The sequence below is a fragment of the Arthrobacter sp. StoSoilB13 genome (genome assembly GCF_019977255.1).
In the GTDB taxonomy this organism is placed as follows: Bacteria; Actinomycetota; Actinomycetes; order Actinomycetales; family Micrococcaceae; genus Arthrobacter.
The window spans coordinates 419,848-432,699 of sequence record NZ_AP024649.1 but is presented as its reverse complement, the minus strand read 5'-3'; the positions used below and the strand labels follow the sequence as shown (position 1 = coordinate 432,699).

Annotated in this window: 16 protein-coding genes and 2 pseudogenes; 7 read left to right on the top strand and 11 right to left on the bottom strand. The window is 59.4% G+C overall.

Annotated elements, in window-relative coordinates:
* The first annotated feature begins 256 nt into the window (after window positions 1-256).
* Entirely contained in the window at window positions 257-661 is a 405-nt protein-coding gene (locus tag LDP01_RS20595) for a helix-turn-helix domain-containing protein (RefSeq protein ID WP_224095002.1), read from the top strand.
* Here the strand turns inward: LDP01_RS20595 and LDP01_RS20590 are convergent.
* The 8 genes from LDP01_RS20590 to LDP01_RS20555 form a co-directional block, all read right to left on the bottom strand.
* Complete coding sequence (locus LDP01_RS20590) at window positions 658-1,311, bottom strand: DNA alkylation repair protein (protein WP_224095100.1); 654 nt, start codon at window positions 1,309-1,311, stop codon at window positions 658-660. The two genes, LDP01_RS20595 and LDP01_RS20590, sit on opposite strands and share 4 nt — an antisense overlap.
* A gap of 202 nt (window positions 1,312-1,513) precedes the next feature.
* Complete coding sequence (locus tag LDP01_RS20585) at window positions 1,514-1,849, bottom strand: hypothetical protein (RefSeq protein ID WP_224095001.1); 336 nt, start codon at window positions 1,847-1,849, stop codon at window positions 1,514-1,516.
* Between the two features lie 171 nt (window positions 1,850-2,020).
* Window positions 2,021-2,632: a hypothetical protein gene (locus LDP01_RS20580; protein ID WP_224094999.1), complete on the bottom strand. Its 612-nt coding sequence runs from the start codon at window positions 2,630-2,632 to the stop codon at window positions 2,021-2,023.
* Complete coding sequence (locus LDP01_RS20575; protein ID WP_224094997.1) at window positions 2,629-3,273, bottom strand: DUF6286 domain-containing protein; 645 nt, start codon at window positions 3,271-3,273, stop codon at window positions 2,629-2,631. The genes LDP01_RS20580 and LDP01_RS20575 overlap by 4 nt, the downstream gene beginning before the upstream one ends.
* On the bottom strand, window positions 3,270-3,650 hold the full coding sequence (locus LDP01_RS20570) for a hypothetical protein (RefSeq protein ID WP_224094995.1): 381 nt from the start codon (window positions 3,648-3,650) through the stop codon (window positions 3,270-3,272). Before LDP01_RS20570 ends, LDP01_RS20575 begins: the two co-directional genes overlap by 4 nt.
* Window positions 3,647-3,838: a hypothetical protein gene (locus LDP01_RS20565; RefSeq protein WP_216922303.1), complete on the bottom strand. Its 192-nt coding sequence runs from the start codon at window positions 3,836-3,838 to the stop codon at window positions 3,647-3,649. The genes LDP01_RS20570 and LDP01_RS20565 overlap by 4 nt, the downstream gene beginning before the upstream one ends.
* Window positions 3,835-4,272 (bottom strand): Asp23/Gls24 family envelope stress response protein, encoded by a 438-nt coding sequence (locus tag LDP01_RS20560; protein WP_223947702.1) that lies wholly within the window; start codon window positions 4,270-4,272, stop codon window positions 3,835-3,837. Before LDP01_RS20560 ends, LDP01_RS20565 begins: the two co-directional genes overlap by 4 nt.
* A 79-nt stretch (window positions 4,273-4,351) precedes the next feature.
* Window positions 4,352-4,915, bottom strand: a complete 564-nt coding sequence (locus LDP01_RS20555; RefSeq protein WP_224094993.1) for a hypothetical protein — start codon at window positions 4,913-4,915, stop codon at window positions 4,352-4,354.
* Between the two features lie 176 nt (window positions 4,916-5,091).
* On the opposite strand from LDP01_RS20555, the gene LDP01_RS20550 reads away from it, so the two are divergent.
* Both LDP01_RS20550 and LDP01_RS20545 read left to right on the top strand, forming a co-directional pair.
* Complete coding sequence (locus LDP01_RS20550; RefSeq protein ID WP_224094991.1) at window positions 5,092-5,772, top strand: DUF6318 family protein; 681 nt, start codon at window positions 5,092-5,094, stop codon at window positions 5,770-5,772.
* A gap of 331 nt (window positions 5,773-6,103) precedes the next feature.
* Window positions 6,104-6,721 (top strand): hypothetical protein, encoded by a 618-nt coding sequence (locus tag LDP01_RS20545; RefSeq protein ID WP_224094989.1) that lies wholly within the window; start codon window positions 6,104-6,106, stop codon window positions 6,719-6,721.
* A 125-nt stretch (window positions 6,722-6,846) separates the two neighbouring features.
* Here LDP01_RS20545 and LDP01_RS20540 read toward each other — a convergent pair whose 3' ends face one another.
* Both LDP01_RS20540 and LDP01_RS20535 read right to left on the bottom strand, forming a co-directional pair.
* Window positions 6,847-7,689: a glycerophosphodiester phosphodiesterase gene (locus LDP01_RS20540; protein ID WP_224094987.1), complete on the bottom strand. Its 843-nt coding sequence runs from the start codon at window positions 7,687-7,689 to the stop codon at window positions 6,847-6,849.
* Window positions 7,690-7,697: 8 nt separating this feature from the next.
* Complete coding sequence (locus LDP01_RS20535) at window positions 7,698-8,414, bottom strand: MgtC/SapB family protein (protein WP_224095099.1); 717 nt, start codon at window positions 8,412-8,414, stop codon at window positions 7,698-7,700.
* A gap of 463 nt (window positions 8,415-8,877) precedes the next feature.
* Here LDP01_RS20535 and LDP01_RS20530 point away from each other — a divergent pair, with 463 nt between their 5' ends.
* From LDP01_RS20530 to LDP01_RS23815, 4 genes and pseudogenes are all read left to right on the top strand, one after another.
* Entirely contained in the window at window positions 8,878-9,840 is a 963-nt protein-coding gene (locus tag LDP01_RS20530) for a carbohydrate ABC transporter permease (RefSeq protein WP_224094985.1), read from the top strand.
* Window positions 9,837-10,719: pseudogene (locus LDP01_RS20525) on the top strand (carbohydrate ABC transporter permease). Before LDP01_RS20530 ends, LDP01_RS20525 begins: the two are co-directional and overlap by 4 nt.
* A gap of 56 nt (window positions 10,720-10,775) precedes the next feature.
* Window positions 10,776-11,687: pseudogene (locus LDP01_RS20520) on the top strand (extracellular solute-binding protein); the annotation flags it as partial.
* Window positions 11,688-11,778: 91 nt separating this feature from the next.
* Window positions 11,779-12,144 carry an extracellular solute-binding protein gene (locus tag LDP01_RS23815; RefSeq protein WP_346658950.1) on the top strand — a complete coding sequence of 122 codons (366 nt, stop codon included), beginning with the start codon at window positions 11,779-11,781 and terminating at the stop codon, window positions 12,142-12,144.
* Between the two features lie 314 nt (window positions 12,145-12,458).
* Here the strand turns inward: LDP01_RS23815 and LDP01_RS20515 are convergent, their stop codons facing one another.
* Window positions 12,459-12,818 carry a tyrosine-type recombinase/integrase gene (locus LDP01_RS20515; RefSeq protein WP_224094984.1) on the bottom strand — a complete coding sequence of 120 codons (360 nt, stop codon included), beginning with the start codon at window positions 12,816-12,818 and terminating at the stop codon, window positions 12,459-12,461.
* Window positions 12,819-12,852 lie beyond the last annotated feature (34 nt).

Sequence of the window (12,852 nt, the reverse complement as noted above, 5' to 3'; positions counted from 1 at the left end):
ATTGATGTGGTGGCCCTCACACTAGCGAGGTTGTCCATAGAAATGCAAGCGCTTACACCGACCGTAACCACAACGATACAAAGTAACCTTTGCATCGCGCCGGAACTGCACCGCAGCGATCGCCGGGCGCCGTCGTCGACGTCTTGAATCCGCCGCCTGCAGCGGCCGCCACCGCACGGGCACGAGGAAGTCGTGGGTCCAACATGCACGTCATCAGATTTGTTTGCCCAGTATTGCCTATGCAACAGTGGGAAGTGTGGATGAACTTGAAGCACTCCAGACTATCGGCCGCCTGATCAAAGAAGAACGGCTGGCCCAGGGGCTGAGCCAGGTGCAGTTGGCCAAGCAGGCTGGGACGGCAATCAAGACTGTACGGACGCTGGAATCCGGTACGCGCCGCACCCAGGAAATCAATCAGCGCAAGCTCGAGCACGCCCTGGGGTGGCGCGCTGGATCCATGTCTGAAGTCCTCAAGGGAAAATCCAGCTTCGCTCCGGACCAAATCACTCCGGACGACATGCGCAGCAGCGACGAGCCACGGCAGTCCCCGGGGCCTCGCGTCATGGTACCGGCAGCCCCTATAGCCCGGGCCTCGCATCTTTCAGACGAGGAGCTCCTCGCAGAACTGACGTACCGGATGATGCACCGCAACAGGGGCTAGCTGGTTGCTGACAGTTGCTGCCGGCGCACCATCTCGTTGATCCAGGCAGGCGCGAACGGAGAGGTGCAGTTGGGCGGAGTTGGGTAATCCTTCAGAACCTCCAAGCGCTCACCAATACTCAAGGCGCGGGCGCGATACTCCGGGTGTTCGATGCCGATCTGGGCAAGACAGGTGTTCATCGCCCACTGCAGGCGGTCCGGGGCGTCCTTCATCCCCTCCTCGATGGCATCCAGCAGCCCGGTAATGTCCAGGCCGGCCGGATCCTTGACGACGCGCTCCGAGGTCAGCGCCCAACCGGCACTCGCCACCAAGGGATCCTTGTCCGCAAACCAGGCCACCCGCAGCTCTTCGGCGTGCGGATTCTTCTTGACCACGTAATTCACGAGCCAGTCATGGACTTTGGGGGTTCGGGCCTCGCGCAGCATGGTGTCCAGATCTTCGGATCCGTACGACTTAGGCCGACAAATCAGCAGTGCCAGCAGCTTCGCCGCGGTGTCATCGGTCTCCCAAAGCTCGCGCGAAAGCTCCGGCTGGATCTTCAACCGCTTCGCAATCGCGCGCAATTTACTGAGGTTCACACCGTGATCGTCACCGTGTTTTTCGTTCACCTCGCGCGACCTCGGGTCTTCCAGCGCGGCCAGCTCGGCCATCACGCCGGCCAGCGTCGTCCCAGTTGCAGCCGTACCAGTCGCAGTTTTCCCGACCACTGGAGCCTCCCGTCCATCGCGTGTGAAACTCAGCCTACTAGGCGTGGATGTGCGGGGTCGCCGATTAGCCGCAGGCGGGATGACAGCTCATAGGGTGCGGTCCAGCACGTTCCTGAACTGCCATCCCCGCGCCATGCAGTTATGGCTACTTCCCGCCCTTGAACAGGCCTGCGATCTTGGAGCCGAGACCCTTCACGTTTTCGGTAACATCTCCGGCGATTTCCCTGGATTTCCCGGCAACGTCACCAGCAAGTTCCTTAGCATTCTCCCCCACGTCACCAGAGAAAAATTCCTTGACGTTTTCAGCTGCATCGCCTGCGAATTCCTTGACGTTTTCTGCAGCCGCTCCAGCGAACTCCTTGACATTTTCGGCGGCCTCGCCGGCAAATTCCTTAGCATTTTCAAGCGCCTCGCCAGCTACATCCTTGGCCTTGCCCGCAGCGCCTTCCACTGCTTCCGATCCCGTGGTTTCTTCACTCATGGTGCTCTCCTTCGTGACGGTTGAACGCTGATCACTCCCGGGATTTATCCCACAAAGCAATCAATCGCATCAGGGAGTTTTCCCCCTCTACTTTCAAACTATTGGCATCCACGCTGGTTAAGCAACGCAAAACACCAGGAGTGAAATATTCGGCAAAATTAGCCAGGACAGTCAGCGAACCCGTTCAGCTTTTGTAAATTTCGCACGGGCCCCTGATGCCATATGGACCAATACGGGCGTCTTCTTGCCGATCACCAGGTCCAGGGCTTCGACCAGCCGTGAAATTTCGGCAGCAAGGAGGTGCGGTGCCACGCCCTGCCGGGGCTGGATGCGCACCCTTAATCCGGGCTGGCCTTTGACCTCATACGTGGCCACAGACGCGCCGGCGAGGTCCGGCCGATCTGCCAAAGCTGCCCGGAGCGCCTGTTCCGCGACGCCGCCACCGATCTGGACCTCACCGTCCACATGGCTCTCGTCGTCGCTGGCCACCAGAAGGTTGGCCCGGCCTTTACCCTGTTGCGACACCCAGGCGACCATCGCAATAATGATGGCCACCAAAACCACACCGGCCACAATCCACAGCCAACTTTCCTCACGGCCGGGGAACCGGGTTCGCTGGAATGCATCCTCGGCACGGGCCCACATGTCCGCGGCCCAGCCGTGCCACCACGTTGCTACGGCCGGAACAGTCGCCAGCAGGAGAAGAAGCAGCCCAACGGCCAGGAGTTTCACGCCAATGATGAAGAGAAGCACCCGGTTGAGGGCACGCGGTGTTTCGTTCATGCGCCGACCACCCCCGACGTAGAGAGGTTCACCCGAACAGCGGGCATGGGAAAGGGGGACATTTCATCGAGTTCGGACTGCACTGCTTGTAGGACGGCTTCCTCGCTGACCCTGCTGCCGGAGGTGGGCCGGACGTTGACCACCACTGACTGCCTGGACACAATCACCATGACCTGTTCCGGTGTCACGTTGGCGGCAGTCCGCGCACGACGAGCAAGTGCCGAGGCCAGCACTTCGTCATCAACGACGACGGCGGTGCGTGGGTCCCGCAGCAAATGCCGGGCCCGTCTGCCTGGTAAAACAGCGTGAAGGAGGAAAAAGAGTCCGACCATGGCAATGACAGCACCGCTGGCGCCAAGCAGAAGAGGCGGCATGCCCGCCGGAAGTGCGATGATTCGCTCCGCTGCCGTGCTTGGGTCAATAAGCCATGGCGGTTGGCCGATGGCGCGGAGCGCAGATTCCAGAAGCGCGAGGACGCAGAGAATGATCACCAGCACGGCGGCGATGGTGGCTGCTCCAGCCCGGGACGAGTGCGTTTCCCTGCGCAGGACACGGCTCATTGCCGGGTCCTCGCCGGCGATGGGGCTGGCTCCGGAGCCAGCGTCAGAAGGTTCAATGATTGTTTGCTGGTCCTGTGTCACCGGACGCGGCCTCCCTCTGAAACGTGGGCTCCACTAATCCTGATATCCACTCTGCTTATGCGGAAACCACTGAGCCGGGTCACACGCTCCAACACCGTTGCCTTTGCGGCCACAGCACGGTCCCAGATGGAGCCGCCGAAGCCCTGGACACGCTCCGGATTGCGCAGTACTTCACTCAACGCGGGGATGCTGATAGGTGCCACGATAGACAAAGCCAGCAGGCCGTCGTCGTCCGACCAATCTGCGCGGATGTCGCTGGGTTCCACGCCGAGAGCCTCGGCGGCAGCGGCCTGTGCCAGCGATGTCAAAGCCTGGGTACTGATCCGGTTATGTCCGGCCAGGCTGGTGGTAGGTTCCACAGCCCCAGCCACGCTCATGACGAAGAGCGCCGGCCCGTAATGGCGTCCAGGACGCTGCGAAGATCAAGCTTGCCTTCAGCTGCACGGCCCAGGAGGGCGCCTATGCCCATGAAGAGCAGGGAGATAAGGAAGCCCCACAGCCCGAATTGGAAGGACATGAACGCCACGAAGGCGCCAATCGCGATTCCCACAACGGTCATGCTCATTGCAGTGCCTCCCTTTCGACCACGACGGTTTTGGGCTTGGGTGGCGGGGCCACATAGACATCGTTGATCTCGATGTTGACCTCGATGACCTGCAGCCCGACGAGCTCCTCAACAGCCCGGTAAACAGCAGCGCGGACCTGGTTGGCGACGCTGTGCAAGGGATGCCCATAGACAGCCACAAGGTTGATGTCCACCGCCACCTGGGTCTCGCCCACTTCGGCGCGAACACCAGCGGCATGGTCCGAACTGCCAACAGCGTCACGGATTGCGCCAAGCGCGCGGGATGGACCTGAGCCCAGGGAGTAGACACCTGGAACCGCGCGTGCAGCGATGCCGGCTACTTTTGCCACTGCCGCCTCGGAGATGATGGTGCGTCCGGTACCGAGGACCTCGCCCTCAGGCGCAGGGTCGATCTGCAAGTTCTGATCTGACATCGAAGCACTCCCCTTCTCTTGAGTACCACCCTAGCGTCTAGCTCCGACGCTTTGTGAGAGAAGCGAGTGTGCGCGGCGGCTACTTGCAGTTCTTATCCATCCAGTCCTGGATCGGCTTCATAAGTTCCTCGAATTCAGGCTCCCCGTACTTGCGGAAATCCGTTCCTGCGGACTCCGTATACGCCCTCAGCTTCTCAAAGCTCGGCTTCAGTTCGTCAGGCACCTTGCCCTGCATTTGCGACAGTTCTTCCTTGGCCTTCTTGATATCTTCCGGGTCGCCGCCCACCAAGGCCGCCAACGGAAGGATGGTCACGCTCAGCATGGCGGCACTGACGGAGATGCACGCTTCAGACAAGGAAGCGAACTCGCCATAGACGCCGCCTGTGCCTGTGGTCGCGTCCGGGCTTGCACTGATCTCCGCGGACGGCTCGGCACTGGATTGTGGGCCGCTGGCCGTTGGGGCGTTCGACGACGCAATGGGCGTGGGCTGTGCAACCGGCAGCGGGAAAGAGCAGGCACTAAGCGCCAGCGTTCCGATCAGAAGACACCCGATCAGCAGCGGGCTTGTACCTCGCCGGCCGGCACCTTTCCTGCGATTCCTTCCAGGAAGCCTGGACGTGCTGGAGCCTGTGGTTTCGATCATGGTGTCCCCCATTGGATTGCGTGCGATGACGAACCGGCGAGGGCAAGAATACGCCTGGCGGCCTGCAGTGAACAGAGGTCGGGTTATCCACAGGCAGTTCTCTTCGAGAGGGTCCTTTAAACCCGCGCCACCTAGACTGGCGGACACATCACCAAACAGCCGCAGGGGAGCCTGTCATGCCACGCCTTTCGTTTGCCTCTTTTACTGTTCTCATCGTCCGCGTGGCAGCTGCTGCGCTCGGGGTTTCGTTGCTGCTCACTGGCTGCCAGGGCGGCAGCCCACCGGGCAAACCATCGTCAGAAACAGGCCCGACGACGGCGTCCCCCACCTCTGGTGCGTCCGGCTCACCTTCCGCCGCTGGTTCCTCCGCGACCACCGCTCCCTCCGGCGTCTACAAGCCCGCGAATGCGAAGGGCAAAGCGCAGAACGTGCCCGTGCCTGTTATGCCCGAGTTGGCGAAGGAGAACACGAAGGAGGGGCTGGAGGCGTTTATCCGGTATTGGTACGCACAACTCTCTTATGTGGATGAAACGGGCGACATGTCCTCGTGGCTTCCATTGATCTCCCGCGACTGCAGGCTTTGCATTCGACTTCAGGAATCGGGAGAAGACGGATATACCAAGGGGCGTTGGTTGGCTGGCGGCAAGATTTCCGTGCCAGTCGTGGAAGTGCAATGGGGTGCAGAGAACGGCGGCCCGTGGGCGAAGGTGCAAGTAGTGCAAGAAGCAATCAACTATTACAACGCTGATGGAACTGCGGGACGAGCTAGTGACGAACAGAGCAACGACGCTTTTGCATTCTTCGCCAAATTCGCAGATGACAAATGGACTGTGGTGGACCTTGGCCTGCTTTCGTAGTGAGCTGTATCAGGCACACCTCATCACTTCGATGGCCATCTTTTTTGCTCTGATCGGGGCATTGGTACTGGCAGCGGCAGCCGAGGCCGAGGACTTATGGGCGTCAAACAACACCCGCAATGGAGGTGTTGATGTTGAAGCACGGTTCAAACTAGACCCAAGTACTGGGAAAGCTAATGCAAGTCTTGAGGGTGCCCCGTCCGCACCAGACGACCCCAACCAGTACATGGCCGACACCCACTGCCGGGCGGACGGCCCCGACACCGTCGATCCCGGTTGCCTGGCCTTAAGCTGCCCTGCCACAACACCGGGCGGTGATGAAGGAACACCGGTGATCTGGAAACAAGCCCCCAAGTCCATCACCAACCCCGGCTGGACCAACTGGATCCCCGTCAGCGGACCCACCTGCCTGTACGACGCCCAACCCGAGAACGTCCTGGCGAACATCGCAGCCCGGATCCTGAACGACTTCCGCCAGCTCCCCGTGAACCCGGGAACCCTCCAGGCCCAACCCTTCCCCCACACCCTCAAAGGCGGACCAACAAACTTCTACACCACCGGCACCGAACAAGCCTTCAACATCACCATCCTCGGCCAAACCGTCCACCTGAGAGCAACCCCGGCCAGCTTCACCTACACCTTCGGCGACGGCACCAGCCTCGGCCCCACCCCGGCAGCCGGCTATTCGATCCCCGAAGCCGACTGGCTCCTCAACGACACCCGCACCAGCCACAGCTACACGGCTACAGGGAACTACCCCGCCACGATCACCACCAGCTTCACCGGCACCTACTCCGTGAACAACGGCCCGCCCCTGCCCATCAACGGAACCCTGGACCTGACCACCCCACCGAAAACCATCCAGGTCTGGAAAACAGAAAAAGCACTCGTCGCCGACACCTGCCAGGAAAACCCCACATCCTGGGGCTGCCCCAACGCCGGAAAATGACGGAGCCCGCAGCTTCCCGACCCTCATTGAGACTAAAAGGGAGCCAGATCGCCGGAAAACAGCAGCGTTGACCCGCAAAGAAGGTCAGGAAACCACAGCACCCAAAAGGAACACACCCAAGGGGATCAGGAGAACCACGTGTCCGGCGGCGAAACCGTGTGCAGCAATGGCAACGCGATGGCGCGGGACGGGGCAAGAGGTTCGCCCGATTCGCCCAGGACTTGCCGGGCCAGGGCCACATCGTTGACGCAGATCCCATCGACTCCAAGTTGGACGGCTGCGCTGATTTCATCACTTGTCGCCAGAGTCCAAGGGAACACCTTGAGGCCGGCGCCATGAGCCTCGGCGACCAATCCGGCGTCGAGAATTTCAAAGGCGGGCGCAATGGCGGAAGCGCCGGTTGCCAAAGCAGCCATCACAAATTCCTTAACGGCAGAAGGATAGAGGCCTACCGACCGGACGGGGCTCTCCCTGCTCAGCGCCACCAGCGGAACTCCAGGCAACATTCCTGACAGTGCCCGAATGATTTGGGGATCGAAGCTGCGGACGCGCAAGGCCTGTTCACCCTGGTGAGCCTTCAGCAGCCTGGACAATTCAGTCACCATTCCGTGGCCATACTGGTCCCAGGCCGCACCGTCAGTTTTGACCTCAATGTCCAGAACGACGTCGGCGGCATTGGCGAATCGCAACAACGCAAGGGTCTCGGACAGCGACGGCGCTCGCGTTTCAGGATCGACGTCGGTAATCGTCGCCGGGTGCTTCTCAACTACAGCCTGAAGCATGCTTTCCAACCTGATGTCGGCGGTTCCGATGACGGCGTCGTGCCTCAATACCAATTGCATATCAGACGTGAGCCAGACATCGACTTCTATGGCATCAACGCCAAGGCGAAGTGCCTCGACGAAGCTCGCCAACGTATTCCCGTGCCGTGTGGCAAGAACGCCCCGGTGGCCCTGAATTTCGATCATTGATCTTCCTATTCCGATTCGTCCACGACGGAAACTTCAATAACGGTGGTGAGCTGGGACAGCTGGGCCACGATGTCCGACGCTGCCATGGTGCCTTCAATCTCCAGCTCTATCTCAATGAGGTCAGCTGCGGCGGCGGTTTCGGTAGCAGTCATCAACCGGTCCATCACGCCCTTGGACTCGGCCGAACCCCGCGTCGTAGCGAAACCTTGAACACGGAAACCTTGCTCGGTGCACGTTCGAAGCACGTCCCTCAGGGCTCCGACACCGTCCATATAGGTAACTTTCAACATCCACTGGCTTGGCAAACCAAAGCGGAGCTTCGCAGTCACCACGGGATAGACATAGACGATGACGAAGTGGGCTGCGGTGACGAATACCGCGGGAAGCAGGAGGCCTGCCCCGGCGGACGTTCCGACTGCTGCTGTAACCCAGATGGAGGCTGCTGTCGTCAATCCGCGGACTTGGTTCCTACGCACGAACACCAGCCCCGCCCCTATGAAGCCAATGCCGGAAACCACTTGAGCCGCCAGGCGGGAGGGATCCAGCCTCACCAGGTCCACTGTCAGGACGTCGCTAAAGCCATATTTGCTCACCACCATGAACAGTGCGGCTCCAAGTCCTACCATGGCATGAGTTCTCATGCCCGCAGACTTGTTCTTGCTCTGGCGTTCAAAACCTATGGCTGTGGATAGGACGAGTGCTGCGGCCAAGGCCAGACACATCTGCCACCACTGTGTATCCGCGCTGAAGATCACTTACTGCTCCGATTCGGTTATCAACCCCCTTCTTCTGTCCTCTTTGTGGAAGATCCAGTCCGATACGGATGTTCCATGCAAAAGCAGCCCAAGGTAGGCACGACGCGAGCCGGTCCTCCAGCTAATTCTTCAAGCCATGGAACGTACCAGTCAACGCTTCTGCACATTCGTGCAAGTTGGTCGAGGAACTTTGTAAGGACGTATTAGCATGGTATTTTCAGCCAGTATTTGTGACTGAAAATACCCAGTAACACGCCAGGGAAGCCTATTTCCACCCTCGCCAAATCGGGTCTTGTGATCAGCCATCTTTGTGTGTAGGTTGACCATGACCTGAAGTTAGGTTGTCAGGTCAAATTTGAAACAAATGCTTTTTTGCAAGTGCTAAGTCGCCCGGACAGCGATGACGAGGGGGTCAACGTGAGGGTTTTCCATGGGCAGATTAGGTACAAGTGATGCGCAAACCAGCAGGGCACCGGTCCACAGACCGCCAATAAGCACCCCGAAGAACCGACGGTGGAACCGGAGAACACGCAAGGACGCATGGGTTTTTGCCGCTTTTGCGGCACCCAATGTCCTGCTCATCCTCCTCTTTACATACCGTCCGCTGGTTACCAACTTCTACTATTCCACCCTCGACTGGACGCTCGGGGCAGCCACAGCAACGAGTGTGGGACTGGGTAACTATGTGGAGTTCTTTACCTCCCCCGACGCTTCAAGCGTGCTGGGCGTAACAGCCATATTTACGATCACCACCGTTGGCGGTGCGATGATGCTGGGCCTGCTGGTGGCGTTGGCTCTTAACCAGAGGCTGAAGGGCACAACATTCGCCCGGGCAGTGGTTTTCGCGCCCTATGTCCTTTCCGGCGTAGGCGTCGGCTTGGTGTGGTTGTTCATTTTCGATCCGACGTACGGCGTCCTTTCGTGGATGCTCCGCACAGTTGGCCAGGCGAGTCCCCAGTGGGTCAACGATCCTAAGCTCGCGCTGCTCATGGTCATCATCGTGTACGTGTGGAAGAACCTCGGCTATTGCGCAGTGGTGTATCTGGCAGGTCTGCAATCCATTCCCACCCAGCTCCTGGAGGCTGCCGCGTTGGATGGTGCCAGTAGCCTGAGGCGCTTCACGTCGGTGGTGCTTCCCCTTCTTTCCCCCACCACCTTCTTCCTCCTGATCACCTCACTGCTGAGCTCCCTGCAGGCGTTCGACATCATCCGCATCATGACTCCATCCGGCAACGGAACCAGCACGCTGATCTTTGACTCCTACCTTCAGGCATTCGGCTCCTACAACCGGGCCGGATACTCCGCGGCCATCTCGGTTGTGCTGTTCGCCGGCTTGCTCGTCATGACGGCCGTGCAGTTGCGCTTCGTGGAGCGAAAGGTTCACTACTCATGAGCACCAACACCGTTAAAGCCACACCACGTCGTGACCGCCCGTTCTCCTGGCAAAACCTTGGCAAGACGATTGCCGGGGGTTACGTCCCCCTTCTGCTGGCAACCATGGTTGTCTTCGTGCCCCTCCTATGGATGATGTTGTCTTCCCTCAAAGCGCCCGGCGAGATCGTGACAACAAACCTGACCTGGCTGCCGAAGAGCCCCAGCTTTCAGAACTACGCAGACGCAGCATCCACCGTGCCCTTCGCGCGATTCTTCCTCAACAGCGTGATCGTCACGGTCATCGGATCCACCATTAAGTGCGTACTTGCAGTCTTCACGGCCTACGCACTCGTGTTTGTCCGTTTCCCCTTCAAGAGGGTGATCTTCCTCCTGATTCTGGTTGCGCTGATGGTCCCGCCGCAGGTTTCCGTGCTTCCCAACTACGTTTTGATCGCAGGCATGGGAGGGCTCAACACGTATTGGGGAATTATCCTTCCAGGCCCTGGGAACGGCGTTTGGCACTTTCCTCCTCCGGCAGCATTTCCTCACACTGCCGCCGGCAATCCTGGAATCGGCGGAAATCGACGGAGCGGGCCACTGGCGCAAGCTCTGGAAGATCGTTGTCCCGGTGTCCGTGCCGAGCATCGCCACCGTGGCTTTGGTGACAATCGTTTCTGAATGGAACGAGTACATCTGGCCACTGATCGTCACCGACCATCCAGACATGATGACCCTTCCTGTGGGTCTAACGCAGCTGGTTAACAGCGATGGCAGCACCCAGAACTGGGGCATGCTCATGGCCGGCGCGGTGATCGTCCTTCTACCGATCTTGCTCATCTTTGCCGCACTGCAGCGATACATCGTCTCCGGACTCACCCAGGGCTCGGTTACAGGCTAAAACTCCACCCTTCGAGGTTGCTTGGGCACCTCGATCACTAGAAAGGCACTTCCCCTATGTCAAAAACACTTTCCCGGAAGCATTTCCTCGGCTTGGCTGGTGCTTCAGTCACCGCCGTCGCGCTTGCAGCCTGTGGCGGTCCCTCGACTGATGCCGGAAGCACATCCGCAAAGGCGCTCTCCCCGGAGGATTGGTCCAAGATCAAACCTGCCCCAAGCATCAGTTTCATGTCCAGCCATCCCGGTAAGTCCCGGGATACGGAGCAGAAGCTGATAGAGGCCTTCCAAGCGGCCAATCCGGATATCAAAGTCAACCTCATCACCGGAGGCTCAAACTACGAGGAAGTGGCGCAAAAGTTCCAAACCTCCCAGGCCGGGAGCGAAGTCCCGGACGTGGTTGTGGCGTCGGACGTGTGGTGGTTCCGATACGCGGTTTCAGGCGCCATCCTTCCGATTAATGCGCTTCTCAAAGCCGTCAATGTCAGCTCCTCCGACTACAAGTCCGGTTTGATCGCCGATTACGAATATTCTGATCAGCTGTGGGCAGTCCCCTACGCCCGTTCAACCCCGTTGTTCTACTTCAATAAGGACCACTTCAAGGCGGCCGGAGTTCCCGAGCGGGCGCCAAAAACCTGGGAAGAGTTCGCCGAGTGGGCACCCAGGATCAAGTCGGCGAATGCTTCAGCTTCCGGATACCAAAACGCCTACCAGTACCCGGCGATCGCAGGTTACGCCGGCTGGACCCTGCAAAACGTCCTGTGGGGCCAAGGCGGCGGCTGGTCCAAGGAGTGGGAGATTACGGCGAATTCAAGCCAATCTATTGCCGCGATGCAGTGGGTGCAGGACTCCATTGTGAAGAATGGCTGGGCCGGGGTCTCCTCCAAGAACGCCATTACCGACCTTCAAGCCGGTGCAATCAGCGCCACGATCAGCTCGTCCGCCGACCTCGCCGCCACCCTAAAGGCTGCGAAAGAAGCAAACATGAGGATCGACGTCGGATTCTTGCCGGGCGGATCGGGCCGCGGCGTCGCAGGTTTGTCCCACGGGCGGTTCCGGCTTGGTGATCGCCAGCAAAACGTCGCCCGAACGGCAGCTTGCAGCAGCCAAGTTCGTCACGTTCATGACGAACGCGCAGAGCACGTCCACTCTGTCTGCCGCAACCGGCTACCTTCCTGTGGCCGAGGCGGCAGATATCTCGGCGATTGTTGCCCAGACACCGGAATTCCAAACTGTCGTAGACCAGCTCAAAGAGACCCGCACCCAGGACTTTGCCCGAACGTTCCTTCCCGGCGGAGACCAGGAGCTGGCCAAGGCAGCCACCAGGATCATGAATGAAAAGGCCGATGTGCAAGCAACGCTGACCGAGCTGAAGGGAACGTTGGAAGGCATTTACAACAAGGATGTGAAACCGAAGCTGAAATCGTAAGCCCCGGCGGCGTAAGCGTAGGCATCGTTGGGGGTGCCTACGCTTACGCACCCGACATGGCTGCGGACACCCAAATTCCTTGGATCAACTTAGGTGTCGTGAAGATCACAAAGCAACAACCCCCGGAAGCGGCGATGCGTTAAAGGAGAAAAGCATCAGTTCCGAAGAACTGATGCTTCCCAGTGGTGGCTCCGACCGGCGTCGATCCGGTGACCTTTCGATTTTCAGTCGAACGCTTTCCAGGGCAGATTCCCTGCAGTTACCCTGATTTTTTGCTTGGCTACCAAGGGTTTACCAGAGCCCTGCTCAATGAGTCATTCTGCAACCAAGCGGTCGAGCCCGTTGGCCGCGGTGAAGAAATCATCTTCAAAGAGCTCGGCATAAGTATTCAGCGTGGTCGTGGCGTCCTTGTGTCCGGCAATGCGCTGGACGTGCTTAACGTTTTTGGTTACGGAAAGGTACAGGCTAACGGCCGTGTGTCGAAGGTCGTGGAATACCGGCGGACGGAAATCCATGTCCCCGTACTCCAGCGCAATGCTTGACGACCTTCGCAGTTCGGCACGAAGTTCATCCGTAATCCCAGTTTGCGACGACAACGCGAGCCAGGTGGGAGCGTCGACAGAGCCTTGGCATTGCAACTCCAGATCGTATTGAAAACCGGTCAAGGTGGCCAAGGTCAAGTCCCCAAAGTAGGCCAGCCCTCGCCTC

Coding starts and splice junctions, on each gene's coding strand:
- LDP01_RS20580 (WP_224094999.1), bottom strand. CDS start 2,632: ATGAACGAAACACCGCGTGCCCTCAACCGGGTGCTTCTCTTCATCATT.
- LDP01_RS20540 (WP_224094987.1), bottom strand. CDS start 7,689: ATGATCGAAATTCAGGGCCACCGGGGCGTTCTTGCCACACGGCACGGG.
- LDP01_RS20560 (WP_223947702.1), bottom strand. CDS start 4,272: ATGTCAGATCAGAACTTGCAGATCGACCCTGCGCCTGAGGGCGAGGTC.
- LDP01_RS20590 (WP_224095100.1), bottom strand. CDS start 1,311: ATGGCCGAGCTGGCCGCGCTGGAAGACCCGAGGTCGCGCGAGGTGAAC.
- LDP01_RS20535 (WP_224095099.1), bottom strand. CDS start 8,414: ATGTGTCTGGCCTTGGCCGCAGCACTCGTCCTATCCACAGCCATAGGT.
- LDP01_RS20570 (WP_224094995.1), bottom strand. CDS start 3,650: ATGAGCGTGGCTGGGGCTGTGGAACCTACCACCAGCCTGGCCGGACAT.
- LDP01_RS20530 (WP_224094985.1), top strand. CDS start 8,878: ATGGGCAGATTAGGTACAAGTGATGCGCAAACCAGCAGGGCACCGGTC.
- LDP01_RS20555 (WP_224094993.1), bottom strand. CDS start 4,915: ATGATCGAAACCACAGGCTCCAGCACGTCCAGGCTTCCTGGAAGGAAT.
- LDP01_RS20565 (WP_216922303.1), bottom strand. CDS start 3,838: ATGAGCATGACCGTTGTGGGAATCGCGATTGGCGCCTTCGTGGCGTTC.
- LDP01_RS20550 (WP_224094991.1), top strand. CDS start 5,092: ATGCCACGCCTTTCGTTTGCCTCTTTTACTGTTCTCATCGTCCGCGTG.
- LDP01_RS20585 (WP_224095001.1), bottom strand. CDS start 1,849: ATGAGTGAAGAAACCACGGGATCGGAAGCAGTGGAAGGCGCTGCGGGC.